This window comes from Micromonospora sp. NBRC 110009 (assembly GCF_030518795.1).
Classification (GTDB): Bacteria; Actinomycetota; Actinomycetes; order Mycobacteriales; family Micromonosporaceae; genus Micromonospora.
This window is the reverse complement of the sequence record NZ_CP130427.1, coordinates 1,763,194-1,778,622: the sequence shown is the minus strand read 5'-3', so window position 1 is coordinate 1,778,622 and position 15,429 is coordinate 1,763,194. Positions and strand designations below refer to the sequence as shown.

Annotated in this window: 15 protein-coding genes and 1 riboswitch; of the genes, 10 read left to right on the top strand and 5 right to left on the bottom strand. The window is 73.6% G+C overall.

The features are described 5' to 3' along the window. The first annotated feature begins 50 nt into the window (after positions 1-50). On the top strand, positions 51-1,223 hold the full coding sequence (locus Q2K19_RS08495; RefSeq protein ID WP_302769203.1) for a type VII secretion protein EccE: 1,173 nt from the start codon (positions 51-53) through the stop codon (positions 1,221-1,223). On the opposite strand, the gene eccD is transcribed toward Q2K19_RS08495, so the two are convergent. After that, positions 1,207-2,604: a type VII secretion integral membrane protein EccD gene (gene eccD / locus Q2K19_RS08490; protein ID WP_302769202.1), complete on the bottom strand. Its 1,398-nt coding sequence runs from the start codon at positions 2,602-2,604 to the stop codon at positions 1,207-1,209. The genes Q2K19_RS08495 and eccD overlap by 17 nt on opposite strands. Positions 2,605-2,772: 168 nt before the next feature. Here eccD and eccCa point away from each other — a divergent pair, with 168 nt between their 5' ends. The 7 genes from eccCa to Q2K19_RS08455 all read left to right on the top strand — a co-directional run bounded on the left by eccCa (position 2,773) and on the right by Q2K19_RS08455 (position 9,432). Continuing rightward, a complete protein-coding gene (eccCa, locus tag Q2K19_RS08485) occupies positions 2,773-6,738 on the top strand; it encodes a type VII secretion protein EccCa (RefSeq protein WP_302769201.1) in 3,966 nt (1,321 codons plus the stop codon). A gap of 68 nt (positions 6,739-6,806) precedes the next feature. Continuing rightward, positions 6,807-7,226, top strand: coding sequence for a YbaB/EbfC family nucleoid-associated protein (locus Q2K19_RS08480; RefSeq protein WP_302769199.1), 420 nt, complete (start codon positions 6,807-6,809; stop codon positions 7,224-7,226). Positions 7,227-7,242: 16 nt separating this feature from the next. Continuing rightward, a complete protein-coding gene (locus Q2K19_RS08475; RefSeq protein ID WP_302769197.1) occupies positions 7,243-7,536 on the top strand; it encodes a hypothetical protein in 294 nt (97 codons plus the stop codon). A 31-nt stretch (positions 7,537-7,567) separates the two neighbouring features. Continuing rightward, positions 7,568-8,293, top strand: a complete 726-nt coding sequence (locus tag Q2K19_RS08470) for a hypothetical protein (RefSeq protein ID WP_302769195.1) — start codon at positions 7,568-7,570, stop codon at positions 8,291-8,293. A 16-nt stretch (positions 8,294-8,309) separates the two neighbouring features. Then, positions 8,310-8,579 (top strand): hypothetical protein, encoded by a 270-nt coding sequence (locus tag Q2K19_RS08465; RefSeq protein ID WP_302769192.1) that lies wholly within the window; start codon positions 8,310-8,312, stop codon positions 8,577-8,579. A 234-nt stretch (positions 8,580-8,813) separates the two neighbouring features. Beyond that, positions 8,814-9,122, top strand: a complete 309-nt coding sequence (locus Q2K19_RS08460; protein ID WP_302769191.1) for a WXG100 family type VII secretion target — start codon at positions 8,814-8,816, stop codon at positions 9,120-9,122. 28 nt (positions 9,123-9,150) lie between these two features. Then, entirely contained in the window at positions 9,151-9,432 is a 282-nt protein-coding gene (locus Q2K19_RS08455) for a WXG100 family type VII secretion target (protein ID WP_073839147.1), read from the top strand. Positions 9,433-9,531: 99 nt separating this feature from the next. Here the strand turns inward: Q2K19_RS08455 and mycP are convergent, their stop codons facing one another. Together mycP and Q2K19_RS08445 are read right to left on the bottom strand one after the other, a co-directional pair. Further along, positions 9,532-10,767, bottom strand: coding sequence for a type VII secretion-associated serine protease mycosin (gene mycP, locus Q2K19_RS08450; RefSeq protein WP_302769189.1), 1,236 nt, complete (start codon positions 10,765-10,767; stop codon positions 9,532-9,534). Between the two features lie 52 nt (positions 10,768-10,819). After that, positions 10,820-11,158, bottom strand: a complete 339-nt coding sequence (locus Q2K19_RS08445) for a helix-turn-helix transcriptional regulator (RefSeq protein WP_302772344.1) — start codon at positions 11,156-11,158, stop codon at positions 10,820-10,822. A gap of 216 nt (positions 11,159-11,374) precedes the next feature. Here Q2K19_RS08445 and Q2K19_RS08440 point away from each other — a divergent pair, with 216 nt between their 5' ends. Further along, positions 11,375-12,049, top strand: a complete 675-nt coding sequence (locus Q2K19_RS08440) for a carbonic anhydrase (RefSeq protein WP_302772342.1) — start codon at positions 11,375-11,377, stop codon at positions 12,047-12,049. Between the two features lie 71 nt (positions 12,050-12,120). Here the strand turns inward: Q2K19_RS08440 and Q2K19_RS08435 are convergent, their stop codons facing one another. Continuing rightward, a complete protein-coding gene (locus tag Q2K19_RS08435) occupies positions 12,121-13,143 on the bottom strand; it encodes a coiled-coil domain-containing protein (RefSeq protein WP_302769186.1) in 1,023 nt (340 codons plus the stop codon). 4 nt (positions 13,144-13,147) lie between these two features. Then, positions 13,148-13,278, bottom strand: a riboswitch (cyclic di-AMP (ydaO/yuaA leader). A gap of 154 nt (positions 13,279-13,432) precedes the next feature. Next, positions 13,433-14,737: a YibE/F family protein gene (locus tag Q2K19_RS08430; protein ID WP_302769183.1), complete on the bottom strand. Its 1,305-nt coding sequence runs from the start codon at positions 14,735-14,737 to the stop codon at positions 13,433-13,435. Positions 14,738-14,955: 218 nt separating this feature from the next. On the opposite strand from Q2K19_RS08430, the gene Q2K19_RS08425 reads away from it, so the two are divergent. Beyond that, a complete protein-coding gene (locus Q2K19_RS08425; protein ID WP_302769180.1) occupies positions 14,956-15,387 on the top strand; it encodes a DUF6153 family protein in 432 nt (143 codons plus the stop codon). Positions 15,388-15,429 lie beyond the last annotated feature (42 nt).

The following is a 15,429-nucleotide window of genomic DNA, read 5'->3' as shown; positions in this document are numbered from 1 at the left end:
CGACGCACCATCCGGCGGATGCCCAGGATGTCCAGAAGGGACGCTCACCGATGACGCAGGTCCAGGCGCCACCCGGTCGTACGGCCACCGCCCCCGCCGTGGGGGACGACCGCCCGGTCACCCCGGCCGACCGGCGCCGGCGCGGCCGCCTCGGCCCGGTCGTCGTCGGCCAGCTGGTGCTGCTGGAGTGCGCCGCGCTGGCCGTGTGGTTCGCCACCGGCGGCCCCAGCTGGCTGCTGCCGGCCGTCGGCGGGGTCGCCCTCCTGGCGGTCGTCGCCGCCTTCGCCCGGCGGGGCGGCCGCTGGTGGTACGAGGACCTGATGCTCCGCCGCCGGCTGCGCCGCCGCCGCGAGCGGGCCCGGGGCGCGGTGCCCGCCGGCGACCCGCGGCTGGCCGCGCTCGCCCCGGAGCTGGCCGTGGTCGAGCTGACCGAGCGCGGCACCCGGCTCGGCATCGGACAGGACGAGCGGGGCTGGTTCGCCGCGGTCGCGCTGACCGGCCGGCCCGGGGCGCCCGCCGGCTCGGTGGAGGCCGCGGTGGTGGACCGCGCGCTCGCGGTGCTCGCCGACTTCACCGGGCCGGTCACCCAGACCCAGGTGGTCTCGCACACCCTGGTCTGGTACCCGGCGCCGGGGGCGCCGCCGGCCGCGCACCGGACGGTCTGGGTGGCGCTGCGCCTCTCCGTCGCCGACGCCCGGGCCGAGACGGTGAGCCGGGGCGGCGGCATGCTCGGCGTGCACCGGACCGTCGCCGCCGGCATGGGTCGGCTGGGTAAGGCGCTGACCGCCGCCGGCCTCGGCCACCGGGTCCTCGGCCGCGACGAGCTGCACGCGGCGGTGGTCTCCGGGGCCGGGCTCGACCTGGCGCCGGAGGCACCGGTGGAGAGCTGGACCAGCCTGCGCGGCGGCGGCTGGACCCAGCGCTGCCTGGCCCTGCGGGTACGCCCCAACGGCTCGCTGGGCGCCCTGGTGGACGCGGTGACCGCCACCTCCGCGCCGTCGCACACGGTCGCGGCGGTGGTGCTCCCCGGCGGGCGTCGGGTGCCGCCGCTGCTGCGGGTCGCCGCCATGGACGGCCACGCCGAGGCGCTGGTGAAGGTGGTCCGGGACGTGGCCAAGCGGTCCGGCGTGCCGGCCCGCCCGCTGGACGGCCAGCACGCCCCGGGCGTCTACGCCACCGCGCCGGTGGCCACCGCGATGGGCACGGTCACGGTCGAAGGTTGACGATCCAGCCGTAGAGGCCGCACACCCAGACCGCCAGCGGCACCACGGCGACGATCAGCAGGATCTCGACGATGTCCAGGGTGCGCCCCCAGACCGGCGAGATCCGCTTGCCCGCCACGGTCAGCCCGTAGATCATGCTGATCACCGCGGCGAGCAGCAGCCCGCCCAGGATCAGCCCGAGCCGGACCGGCAGCGAGCCGGCGCCGAAGGTCGCCGCGGCGGCCAGGCCGAGACCGCCGGTGCCGGCGAGCAGCACCGGCGTGCGCTGGGCGCGGCCGATGAACGGGCGGGCCCGCAGCAGGCAGAGCAGGGCCAGGACGAGGCAGAGCAGCACCGCCGGCAGCCGGCCGTTGCCGGCCAGCACGATCTGACTGCCCAGGACCAGCAGCGACACCGTCCACAGCAGACCGGTGAGGAACGCGTCGGCGCGCTCGCTGTTGCGCAGCACCTGCGGGCCGTCGACGGACTCCGTGTCGGTCTTCAGGTCGTCCGGGCCGGTCGGGATCGACGGCACCGGCAGCCGGGCCAGCCGGAAGGCGATCATCGGAAGCGCCGGTAGCGCGGCGAACGCGACGGTCGCCACGACCGCCGCGGCGGGCGCCGCGCCCATGCCGAAGGCCAGGCTGAGCGCCGCGCCGACGGCCACCGCCACGCCGATCGCGACCGCCCCGAGGAACAGCGGCAGCCGGTCCCCGACGGCCAGCGCGGCCACCGCGCCGAACAACACCACCGCGGTCGCGGCCAGCAGCAGGTGCGGGCTGGCCAGGTCGGCCAGCTTCCGGTCACCGGCGAGCACCAGCAGGCCGCCGATGGCCGCGTAGCCCAGGCCGGCCATGGCCAGCACCGCGCCGGTACGGCTGTCGCCGGCCGCCCGGGACAGCACCGCGGCGCTCACCAGCAGGGCGAGCGCGACCACCAGCGCGGCCAGGGCGCCGGGCAGCTGCGGCGGGCCGGCGAAGAGTGCCGCCACCGCACCGGCGGCGAGGGTCACCCCGGCGAAGAGCACCGCGAACGAGCGGGTGGTGCCGACCTGCCAGGTGCCGGGACGCTGGTTGGTCGCGGTGGCGACGGCGTCCACCACGTCGTCGAAGACGATCTCGGGCGCGGCCGCAGCGCGCGGGTTGAAGTAGAGCACCTCGCCGTCCCGGACGCCGAGCTGCGCGGCGGTCCGGCCGCCGTCCAGCGCCGGCCCACCGAGCCGGGACAGGCTCCAGCCGCCGTGCCGCACGCCCTCGTCGGCCAGGTCCTCGCCGGCGTACCGCAGCAGGGTGGGCAGCAGGTCGGCCAGCGGCACGTCCGACGGCAGCGCCAGGTCCATTCTGGTCCGCGGGGCCACGATGGTGATCCGGCTCAGTCCGCCGGTCGCCGTCTTCGTCGCCACTCTGGCCTCCTCGTGCTCGCCTACGATCCACCTCGGCCGCTGACGTCGCCCCCGTGGGTCCACGACGCCTCCGGGAGATTACCTACGATGGCGGTCGCACAGGTTGCCCACCCGACCCTCGGGCCGTTGGCAGACCACGATCAGGGCCGCTTCTGGGGAGGAGATGCCGTGAGCACGGTGGTGTTCCGCCGGCTTCCGCGTCAACCGGGGCCCGCGCTGCCGCGCGGCGAGGTGTTGCTGGAGTCCCCGCCGGAGCTGCCCGAGCAGCAGCCCAAGGGCATGGGCCAGGTGTTGATGATCCTGCCGATGCTCTGCGGCGTCGGCGCGATGGCCTTCCTCTACGCCGGTCGCGGCGGCGGCATGATGACGTACGTCGCCGGTGGTTTGTTCGGCGTGTCGATGCTGGGCATGGCGGTCGGCACGCTGGGCAACGGCGGCAACGACAAGGCGGAGCTGAACGCCCAGCGGCGCGACTACATGCGCTACCTGGCCCAGATGCGCAAGCGCACCCGACGGGCCGCCGAGCAGCAGCGCGCCGCGATGACCTGGCGGCACCCGGAGCCGGACGCGCTCTGGTCGATCGCCGCCTCGCGCCGGCTCTGGGAGCGGCGGATCACCGAGGACGACTTCGGTGAGGCCCGGATCGCGCTCGGCCCGCAGCGGCTGGCCGTGGAGATCGTGCCGCCGGAGACGAAGCCGGTGGAGGACCTGGAGCCGATGAGCGCGATCGCGCTGCGCCGGTTCGTCCGGGCCCACGCCAGCGTGCCGGACCTGCCCACCGCGCTGTCGCTGCGCGCGTTCAGCCGGGTGGCGCTGCGCGGCGAGCGGGAGGCGGTGCTCGACCTGGCCCGGGCGGCCCTGGGCCAGCTGGTCACCTTCCACGCCCCGGACGACCTGATCGTCGCGGTGGTGGCCGCCCCCGACCGGCAGCCGGTGTGGGACTGGGCGAAGTGGCTGCCGCACGCCCAGCACCCGGGGCGTACGGACGCGGCCGGCGCGCGCCGGATGGTCTTCGCCAGCCTCGCCGAGGCGGAGCTGGCCCTCACCAACGAGCTCGGCGGTCGCCCCCGGTTCGCGCCGGAGGCGAAGCCGCTCACGACCGCTCCGCACCTCGTGGTGGTGCTCGACGGTGGCGAGGTCTCGCCGACCTGCGCGCTGATGGGTCCGGGCCTGCTCGGCGCCACGGTCATCGACCTCTCCGGCGCGGTGCCCCGGGACGCGGGCCGCTGGCTGCTCTGCCTCGACACGGGCGACGGCAGCGGGCTGGACCTCGTGCGGGGGACGGCGACGTCGCGGCTGGGCCGGCCGGACCGGCTCAGCATGGCCGCGGCCGAGGGGCTGGCCCGGCAGATCGCCCCCTTCCGGCTCTCCCAGCAGCAGGGCACCAGCACCGAGGAGCCGCTGGCGCGCAGCATGGAGTTGCCGGACCTGCTCGGCGTCGGCGACGCGGCCACCGTGGACACCCAGCAGACCTGGCGGCCCCGCAGCCACCGGGACCGGCTGCGCATCCCGCTCGGCCTCGGGCCGGACGGCAACGTGGTCGAGCTGGACTTCAAGGAGTCCGCGCACGAGGGCATGGGCCCGCACGGCCTGGTCATCGGCGCGACGGGTTCCGGCAAGAGCGAGCTGCTGCGGACGGTCGTCGGGGCGTTGGCGGTCACCCACTCCTCCGAGGAGCTCAACTTCGTCCTGGTCGACTTCAAGGGCGGCGCCACCTTCGCCTCGCTGGACGCGCTGCCGCACACCAGCGCGGTGATCACCAACCTCTCCGACGAGCTGCCGCTGGTCGACCGGATGCGCGACGCCCTGGCCGGCGAGATGAACCGCCGCCAGGAGGTGCTGCGGGCGGCCGGCAACTACGTCTCCCGGTACGACTACGAGAAGGCCCGGGCGGCCGGCGAGCCGCTGGAGCCGATGCCCAGCCTGCTCATCATCTGTGACGAGTTCAGCGAGCTGCTGGCCGCGAAGCCGGACTTCATCGACCTCTTCGTGATGATCGGCCGGCTCGGCCGGTCGCTCGGCGTGCACCTGCTCCTGGCCTCCCAGCGGCTGGAGGAGGGCAAGCTGCGGGGGCTGGACACCCACCTGTCCTACCGGATCGGTCTGCGGACCTTCTCGGCCGTCGAGAGTCGGATCGTGCTCGGCGTGCCGGACGCGTACGAGCTGCCCAGCGCGCCGGGCCACGGCTACCTCAAGACCGACACCAGCACGATGCTGCGGTTCCGCGCCGCGTACGTCTCCGGGCCGTACCGGGCGCCGGGGCAGGTGCAGCGCTCCACCCGGGCGCAGGTGCAGCGGCGGATCGTCCCGTACGGCATCGACTACGTCCCGGTGCCGGCCGCGCCGACCCCGCTGGAGACCGTGCCGGAGCCGGAGCAGGGCGGCGACGGCAAGGCCGTGGCGATGCTGGACGTGCTGATCGACCGGCTCCGGGGGCGGGGTCGCCCGGCGCACCAGGTCTGGCTGCCGCCGCTGGCCGAGCCGCCGGCCCTGGCCGAGCTGCTGCCGGCGCTGAGCGTGCACCCGACGCTCGGCCTGACCACCGCGGACTGGCCGGGGCGCGGCCGGCTCACCGTGCCGGTCGGCATCGTGGACCGGCCGTACGAGCAGCGGCGCGACCCGATGATGGTCGACCTGTCCGGCGCGGGCGGCAACGTGGTCATCGTCGGCGCCTCGCTGAGCGGCAAGAGCACCATGCTGCGCACGATGCTCGCCTCGCTGGCGCTCACCCACACCCCGCGCGAGGCGCAGTTCTTCTGCCTCGACTTCGGCGGTGGCGCGCTGCGCAGCCTGGAGGGGCTGCCGCACACGGCCGGGGTGGCCGGCCGGCGGGACACCGAGGCGGTCCGCCGGACGGTGGCCGAGGTGGTCGCGATCATCGACGAGCGGGAGGTGCGCTTCACCCAGCACGGCATCGACTCGGTGGCCAGCTACCGCCGGCGCCGGGCGGCCGGGGAGTTCGCCGACGATCCGTTCGGCGACATCTTCCTGGTGGTCGACGGCTGGAACACGCTGCGCCAGGAGTACGAGGAGCTGGAGCAGACGATCACCAACCTGGCCAACCGGGGGCTGGGTTTCGGCGTACACGTGGTGGTCACCGCGGTGCGGTGGGCGGAGATCCGGATCAACATGCGCGACCTGCTCGGCACGAAGCTGGAGCTGCGGCTCGGCGACCCGGCCGAGTCGGAGATCGACCGGCGGGCCGCGCAGAACGTGCCGGTCGGCACGCCCGGCCGCGGTCTGACCCGCGACAAGCTGCACTTCCTCACCGGGATCTCGCGGATCGACGGCAAGCGGGACCTCGAGGACCTGACCGAGGCGTCGGTCGCCCTGGCCCGGCACGTGGCGGCGAACTGGCCGGGCCGCCCGGCGCCGAAGGTCCGGCTGCTGCCGCGCAAGCTGCCGGTCGCCGAGCTGGCGAAGGTCATCGACCGGTCGGCGCCGGGCATCCCGATCGGCGTCAACGAGTCGGCGCTGGCCCCGGTCCATCTGGACCTGGCCGGCGAGCCGCACCTGACCGTGTTCGGTGACGCGGAGTGCGGCAAGACCAACCTGCTGCGGCTGATCGCCCGGGGCATCGCCGAGCGGTACACCCCGGCCCAGGCCCGGCTGGTCATCGCCGACTACCGGCGTGGCCTGCTCGGCGCGGTGGAGGGTGACCACCTGCTCGACTACGCACCGTCCAACCAGGTGTTCAGTCAGGGTCTCGGGTCGATCCGCAGCGCCCTGCAGAACCGGCTGCCCGGCCCGGACGTGACCACCGCCCAGCTGCGCGACCGGAGCTGGTGGAAGGGTCCTGACCTCTACATCCTGGTCGACGACTACGACCTGGTCGCCTCCGGCGGCAACAACCCGCTCAGCGCGCTGCACGAGCTGCTGCCGCAGGCGAGGGACATCGGCCTGCACCTCATCATCACGCGTCGGGTGGGCGGTGTGGCCCGCGCCCTCTACGAGCCGGTGCTGCAACGGCTGCGGGAGCTGGACTCGCCGGGCCTGCTGATGTCCGGCAGCCGGGAGGAGGGCGCGGTCTTCGGCAACCTGCGGCCGAGCCCGCAGCCGCCGGGCCGGGGCACCCTGGTCCGTCGCCGGGACGGGCAGCAGCTGATCCAGACGGCGTGGACGGAGCCGGCCTGACGGCCGGCCATATCGATCGATTCCGGTAGCGTGCGGGACGCCCGGCGCTCGGGTAGGGGAGGACCGTGGTGAGCACCTCGTGGGGTTACGGCGGCACCGGTGGCGCTGTGGAGAGCATGTTGCGCCAGGCGCAGGAGCAGCAGCGTCGGCTGGCCGAGTTCCAGCAGCAACGCGCCGACCTGCGGGTGACCGGGGAGAGCCCGGACGGCCTGGTCCGGGTGACGGTGAACGGCGAGATGAAGGTCGGCGACATCGACCTCAACGCCCGCGCGATGCGGCTGGACAGCTACTCCCTGGCGGAGTCGCTGCAGGCCGCGATCGACGCGGCGTACGCGGCCTTCGCCGAGCGCCAGCAGGAACTGATGACCGAGATGCTCGGCGGCTCGGACCTGGTCCGCCGGGCGCAGGCGGGCACCCTGACTCCGGAGGACTGGTTCCGCCAGTTCGGGGTCGACCTGACCGACCCGACCCGCGGCCTGCGCCGCTGAGCAGGGAGGAGCAGCGGTGGCGAACAAGGTCGACGTCGACGCGATCCGCAAGGCGAGCAAGAATCTCGACGCCCCGGACGGCCCGATCCAGTACCTGCGCAACGTGCAGACGTTGCTGGAGAGCGTGAAACTGCCGGGCGACGCGCTGACCCTCTTCGGCGGGGCGACCGTGCAGGCGCACAACGCCTCGGTGGACGGTCACCTCAACAACGTCAAGACCGGGATCGAGCACCTGCACAAGGCGGCCGAGCAGCTCGAGCAGACCGCCAAGAACTGGGAGAAGTCAGACCAGCCGTGGGTGGTCAAGTGACGGCCGGCGCGGGCGACGGGGAGGACTGCTGATGCCGGAGATTTTTCTCGCCAACGCGTCCGGGGCGGTGACCGGGACGCACTCGGTCGCCGCGACCACGGCGCCGGTACGCGGGCTCGCCGCCGCGGCGCGGGCGAACTGGATGTGGCTGGCTTTCGCCGGGGTGCTGGTGGCGGCGGTCGCCTACCTGGAGACGTTCGACAACGACGAGGTCAACAAGTCCATCAAGGAGTGGGGCGACGCCGCGCGCCTGCTCGGGGGGGACCAGTTCGGCGCGGCGCTGGAGCAGATCCCCCCGTCGGACAACGAGTGGGACTTCGACGACCGGGACGCGTTCGATCTCTTCCTGCGGAAGCTGGGTGCGGAGATCAACTCGCTGGCCGAGGCGTTCAACGCCAACAAGGACACCCTCACCTCGGCCCGGGACGCCTTCAACGACGCGGTGGACGCGCTGGTCGAGGCGCTGATCCCGATCCTGATCGCGGTGATCGCGTCGGTCGCCCTGCAGGCGTTCCCGCCCACCGCGCCCATCGCGGAGGCGATCGGCGTGGCCGGGATGGCCGCCAGCGTGGCCATCCTGGCGCTGGTCTTCGGCGACATCAGCTCGCTGTTCACCACCATCGCGGCGGGCTTCCAGGGCAACAACCGGTTCGCCTTCGTGTCGGACTCCCGGCCGGGCTGGGCGCCTACCGGTGCGGACCCGGACATCAAGGACATCAAGATCGACTGGGTGCAGGACTCGAAGTTCTACCAGTGAGGAAAGGGGTCCGCCGATGGCCGGCGTGGTCTACCTGCTCTTCGTGTACTTCCTGGTGACCGTGCCGGTCTTCCTCGGGCTTGCGCTGGTCGCCCAGCTGACCCGGGCCGCGTGGGCCAGGCGCGCGGCCGAGGTGGTGTTGATCACCGGGGTGGCGGCGCTGATCCCGGTGGTGCTGGACCGGGCGTTCGACAAGCCGGTGCTCTGGTTGGTCGTGGCGCTGCTGGCGGCCGTGCTGGGGTTCGGGCTGGTGATGCACGTGAAGTCGTACCGACGGTCGTCCTGAGGGCGGTCGGCGGGGGGCGCGAGGGACGTCCGTCCACGTCGTACCGTCGACACCCGCAATGCCTTGCGCCTTCTGGCTTGCCGCGCCAGGAGGGTACGAAAGCAGGGCTGCGCGGGTTGGACGTCGTCCGCTACGGTTCGGAGTGAAGTGTCCGTCGGTGGGGTGTCTCTGCCTTGCCGCGGGGGAGGGGCGCGGCGGATCCGCCGCCACGAAAATGACGGAAGGGTGTGAAGCATGGCGTTCGAGGTCAGTGCAGCGACTCTGCACACCGCCGCGAGTGACGTGCGGTCCACGCGCAGCGACGTCGACGGTGAGCTCAAGAAGCTGTGGAACGTCGTCGACGACCTGGCGATGGCCTGGAAGGGTCAGGCGTCCACGGGCTTCCAGAGCCTGATGACGCGCTGGAACGAGGACACGGCCAAGCTGCTGCAGGCCATGGACAACATCGCGGACCTGCTCGACAAGTCGGGCACGACGCACCAGGTCAACGACGAAGAGCAGCAGCAGATGCTGGACAAGTTCCACGCTGCGCTCAACCCGTGATCCGCGAAGACAGGCAGAGGAGGAATTGATGAGCATCAAGGTTGATTACGCTGTTCTCGAGAGCAGCAACCAGCAGATGCAGGCCATCTCGCGGACCATCGACGAGAAGCTGGACACGCTGCGCTCGATGCTGACCAGGCTCGAGTGGGAGGGTCAGGACCGCGTCGCCTACCAGCAGCACCAGGCCCAGTGGGACGCCGCCGTGCGGGACATCAACAAGGTCCTGAACGACATCGGCCAGGCGGTCGGCATCGCCCGCGAGAACTACATGACCACCGAGATGAGCAACTCGAAGGTCTGGGGAAACTGACCCGACCGATCTGCTGCGGCTCCGCTCCGGCTCTGCCCGGGTCGGGGCCGCGGTGCTTTTCCGGCCCGTCCGCGGGCCCGTCGCCGGCCGGTCGGCGGGTCAGCCGTCCAACTGCGCCGGACGGCGACCCGGGCGCCAGCCGCGCCGGCGGCCGCCGGCCAGGATCGGCCGCAGCGTCAGCAGGGCGCCGGCCAGCAGTGCGCCGACCACGGCCACCCAGACCGCCACGGTCCGCTGCCAGGCCAGCGGGTCGGCCGGCGGGATGGGCTCCGGCATGGCGCCGAGCGGCGGATCCTGCCGCGTCCCCAGCAGGCTGGTCACCGCGCGGTACGGGTCGACCGTGCCGTACCCGACCTCGGCGTTGTGCCCGTCGGGCGGATTGTCCGCCGTCCGGCTCAGCCGGTAGGCGACCTCCTTGGGCGTGAGGTCCGGGTGCGCGGCGCGGACCAGGGCGGCCACCCCGGAGACGTACGCGGCGGCGAAGCTGGTGCCGCCCTGGGGCTCGGCGAGGTATCCCGAGCCCTGCGGTGCCGGGCCGATGATGTTCAGGCCGGGCGCGGCGATGTCCACGTAGTCGCCGCTGACCGAGCTGCCGACGTGCTTGCCCTGCTCGTCGACGCCGGCGACGGCGATGACGCCGGGGTACGCCGCCGGGTATCCCGGCCGGTCCTGCTGGTTCTCCTGCCGGTTGCCGGCGGCGGCAACCAGGACCACCCCCTTGTCGAGGGCGTACTCGACGGACTCCTTGAGCACCGGGTCGTCCAGCGTCACCAGGGACAGGTTGATCACGTCGGCCTTGTGGTCGACCGCCCAGCGGATGGCGTGCCCGATCTCGGCCGGCACCGCCGGGTCGAAGTTCTCCTTGTTCTCGGCGAGCACGCGGACCGGGAGGATTCTCGCCTCGGGCGCGATCCCGCTGTACGGCACGCCGGTGGCCTCCCGGCCGGCGATGATGCCGGCCACCAGGGTGCCGTGGCCGACCAGGTCGCACTGCCCCTGCAGCCGCACCAGGTGGTTGAAGTCCTCGCCGGGGAGCACCCGGCCGCGCAGCAGGGGATGGCTGGGCGAGACGCCGGAGTCGATCACCGCGACGGTCACCCCCGCGCCCTTGGTGACCCGCCAGGCCGAGGCAGGGGCGAGCCGGTCCAGCGCCCAGGTCGGCTCGGTGGGCGCGGGGTTGCCGGGCGGGCCGCACTTCGGTGCCGCCGCGGCCGGGGCGGGTGCCACCAGGACCCCGCCGAGCAGCGCCGCCAGCGCTCCACTGAGGATGGACCGGATCCCGTGCTTGGCACGGGCCCTCACCGTCGCCCCGTCCGGCCGCAAGCTGTCGCGCACGCGGTGAGACTACCGTCGTCGCGCCGTTCGCGCGGTGACGGGAGTGGACCGGTCAGCTCTTGGCGGCCTCGGTGGCCGGTTCGGCGGTGAAGAGCGCGAGCAGGGCGCCGACCTGCTGGTCGGCCTCGGCCGGGTGGCGGAAGTGGCCGCTCGGGTTGATCGTGTACTCGTTGCGCCGGCCGACGCGGGTGCGGCGGAGGTAACCGCCGGCCTCCAGGTCGGCGACGATCGCCTGGGCGGCCCGCTCGGTCACCCCCACCTCGTCGGCCACGTCGCGCAGCCGGGCGGTGGGGTTGCGGGCGATGGCCAGCAGCACGTGCCCGTGGTTGGTGAGGAACGTCCAGTTCCGGGCGCTCCCGTTCGCGCCTGCTGTCGTCGCCATGGTGGCCATGGTATGGCCCACTCGCGTATCGGGCGGCTCTGGCCCGGTCCCGCGAGCCGGCCTCCGGGGGGCGCCGGGCCGTTGGTCAAGGGTCTCGGGACGTATGAAATGCGTATCACGTATCCCTTGACGCGCCTTCTGCTGCGTGTGACGGTGGTCGGCGAGGCCGCCTCTGCCGCCGGCCGGGTTGACCAGGTCGTTTGGGTCGAGGACGAGGTGACTGTATTGACGCCCACCACTCCCGAGCAGGCGCTCGCCGAGTTGTACGCCGGGAACAACCGTTTCGTCACCGGCGTCCCCCGCCATCCCAACCAGGACGCCGGTCGCCGGGCCGCCGTGGCCGAGGGCCAGCAGCCCTTCGCGGTGCTGGTCGGCTGCTCCGACTCCCGCCTCGCCGCCGAGATCATCTTCGACCGCGGGCTCGGTGACCTCTTCGTGGTACGGACCGCCGGCCACACCGTCGGCCCCGAGGTGCTCGGCAGCGTCGAATATGCCGTCACCGTGCTCGGCACCCCCCTGGTCGTGGTGCTCGGGCACGACTCGTGCGGCGCGGTGCAGGCCGCCCGGGATTCCGTCACCACCGGCACGTCCCCGGCCGGGCACCTCGGCGCGCTGGTGGACGCCGTCGCACCCAGCCTGCTCCGGGCGGCGCGCGAGGGCGTCGAGGACGTCAACGGGATCGTCGACATCCACATCGCGCAGACCGTGGAGGCCCTGCTGGCCCGGTCCGGCGTGCTCGCCGAGCGGGTGGCCGCCGGACGGTGCGCGGTGGTCGGCATGTCGTACCGGCTCAGCGCCGGTGAGGTGCGGACCGTGGCCGAGGTGCCCGCGGGCCGGACGCCGACGGCACCCGCCCAGGCCGAGCCGGTGGACCCCGCGCCCTCGGCCGTCTCCGGCTGACCCTCCGTCCCCGACGTGCGAAAGGGGCCGCCCCGCCTGGTCGCGGGACGGCCCCTTGCGGCGTACGCCGGTCAGAGCAACGACATGTGCACGTGGTCGGTGTGGTTGGACGGCCCGCTGTAGGACTTCCAGCCGGTGGCCGGGAACCAGATCTGCCGGTTCCAGATCACGTAGTAGATGCCCAGCCGGTCGGCATTGCGGATGAGGAAGGCGGCGACGTTGTTGCCGTACATCCGCATGTCGTTGTTGTGCCAGGGGGAGAAGCCGCTCTTCTGCAACGACCAGTCGCAGGCCCGGCCCTTCGGGTGCTCCCACGGCCCGCCGGGCCGGTAGCAGCCCACGAAGCGGTTGAAGCCGGCCCGCTTGACCTCCTTGTAGGCGTGCAGCGTGCGCGGCGTGACGCAGCCCGAGGTGGTCGGGTCGTTCTCGCTGCACGACTCGGGCTTCCAGTCGCCGTCGGCGGTACGGCCGGGGCCGATCCGGGCCACCGGCGAGGTGGCCGAGACCAGGCCGCCGGTGAAGCCGAGGCCGCCGACCAGCTTCAGCGCCTTCTCCGTCTCGGCCTTCTCCCGGGCCATCGTGTTGGCCTGCTTCTGCTGCTCGCGGACCTCGGCGTCGAGGGCGATCTTGGCCTGCTCGGCCCGGTTCTTGGCCGCGTTGACCTCGGCGAGCTTCTGCGCGTTCACCATGTTCAGCTCGTCGAGCAGGGCGGCCCGCCGGACGAACGAGTCGGGGGAGTGGCTCTCCAGCAGCATGGTCATCGCACCCATCCGGCCGGTCCGGTAGGACTGTGCCGCGATGGCGGAGACCTGCGGGCTGAGGGCGTCGAGCTGGGCCTGCGCGGCGCGTACCTCGAGGGCCAGCTGGAGCTGGCGCTTCTTCGACTTCTCCAGCTGCGCCTTGGCCCGGATGTAGCCCCGGTTCGCGTCGGCGATCGCCTCGGTGATGAGGGGATCCTCGTCGTCCTCCGGGGCGTGCCCCGAGGGGGTGGGGCTGCTGGGCGCGGCCGTCGCCGGGGCGGGGCCGGCGACGATGGCGAACGCGGCCAGCACGGCCAGCACGGGTGTCACCCAGCGGCGCAGGGGTGCCGTCACAGTGTTCCCTTCCGTCGACCGCCGACCGGGTTAGCTGACGGGTTCGGGACGGAAGCGGCCCCTACCGCTGGCGCGGACTCACCCCAGGTACCTGGTTCCCCGGCTCGCCCTCGGGCGATTGGGCGGTGGCACCGCAGGCGCCGCTGCGCGCCTAATTCGGTGACCGGCAGCGAGGTTACCTGACTGTCCGGGTGAGGATCTACGTCCGGAAGCCCACCAGAAGCCCTATTTCGCCGTGGCACTGCGTGACCAGCGTCGCGTTTGAAATCGGCGGTCACGCTGCGGAGTGTCACCATGCGGACTCCGTACTCGTCTCCGGTCCGCGCCAGCCGGCCGGCGCCCCGCCCAGGGCCTCGAGGGCGTCCTCCCGGGCCGCCGTCGGGCGGGGCGTCGTGGGCGGTCCGTCGGCCGGCGCGGCGGCCCGCCGTCCGGCGGTGGTCACCACCGCGGCCAGCCCGGTGGTCAGCGGCACGGCGGCGATCAGGCCCAGCGTGGCCACCGCGCTACGGACGATCTCCTGGGCCATGAACTCGCTGGTGAGGATCTGGCTGACCGGCCGGGCGTCGGCGACGAGCAGGAGCAGCAGCGGCAGCGACGCGCCGGCGTACGCCAGCACGATTGTGTTGACCGTGGAGGCGATGTGCGCCCGGCCCACCCGGGTGGCGGCCCGGTAGAGCTGCGCCCGGGACAGCCCGGGGTTGGCGTGCGCCAGCTCGGTGACCGTGGCGGCCTGGGTGACCGTGACGTCGTCCAGCACGCCCAGCGAGCCGATGATGATGCCGGCCAGCAGCAGCCCGTGCAGGTCGACCTCGCGCTGGAACATCGACAGCGTGGTGGCGTCCTCGCTGCCGAAGCCGGTCAGGTGGGTGGCGGCGGTGGCCAGCGTGCCGAGGACCCCGGTGAGCACCAGGCTGCCCAGGGTGCCGAGCACCGCCACCGAGGTCTGGGCGGTGATCCCGTGGGTGAGGTAGAGCACCACGAACATGATCAGCGCGGACCCGACGATCGCCACCAGCAGCGGCGGCCGGCCGGCGCCGATCCCGGGCAGCACGAAGCCGAGCAGGACGGCGAAGCTGGCGGCCAGGCCGCCCAGCGCGGCCAGCCCGCGCCAGCGGCCGAAGGCCACGATCGCGACCGCGAACAGCACGGCCAGCCAGACCAGCGGCGTACCGCGCTGGTGTTCGGCGATCTGATAGCTCTTCACCGTCGGGTCGGCCGGGTCCACCAGCTCGACGAGAACGATCTTGTCGCCGACCTCGACCCGGGGTGCGCCCGGCCCGGACGGGACCGGCGTCTCGGTCGGGCGGCCGGCGTCCGGGCCCTGCTCCACCGCCACGGTGGCCGTCCCGCACGGCCCGGTGGACCCGCCCGACGGCGTCTCCGGCGTCGGCGGGCAGGGCTCGGTCACCACCCGGGTCACCGTGCCGTGGTAGCGCGGCACGTCCGGGCTGCCCGCCGACTCCTGGGTGTGGCGAGGCCAGAGCACCAACGTGGCGATCACCGTGACCACGAAGAGCGGCACCACCGTCGCGGCGAGGATTCGCCGTACGCCCGGTGGGGCGGACGGAGCGGGACGGGTGTGGTCGGCGCCCATGGCGTGTCTCCCAACGATTCACAGCGGGATACGTGTCACCGGGCCGGTCGGGTGGGCCGGCCCGGGTGCCCGCGGGAAGGCGCAGGCCGGGGGTCGTCGCCCGGAATGGTAGCCAGGCCGACCGGGCGTCGCAGCCGGCCGAGGGCCGCGGGGCGGCATCGGTGCGGGCCTCGGCGGTTCTCGTGGGCTGCCCCGACGCGCCCGCTACCGTGAGGGACATGGCGGCGGGAGCGGCGGTGACCGGACGGTGGGTCCGGCTCCTGCTGCTGCTCTGCACGCTGGTCGGGCTGACCGCGATGCACACCCTCGGCCACGGGGCGCACGGCTCCGCCGACCACACCGCCGGTCACCCGTCCGCGGCCCCGGTCGAGCTCGTCGTCGGCATGGTGCAGGACTGCCCCGGCGACGGGTGCCACGTCCGGGCGCTGCCGCTGACGGACCCGGCGGGCCACCCGTCCGGCTGGAGCGTCTGCCTGGCGGTGCTCGGCGCGATCGCCGCCGCGCTGCTGGTCGCTGTGCTGCTGCGGGCCCGGTCACGAGCCGTCGGTCCGACCGTCGGCGGCCCGCTCCGGTCCGCCTTCGTGCCGCGCGCCCCGCCGCCCCGGCGGTACGGGCTGCGCCTGGCGGCGGTGTCGGTGCTGCGCAGATAGGAGGCCCCGGCGCGGGGTGGACCGGAGAACCGGTGACCCGCG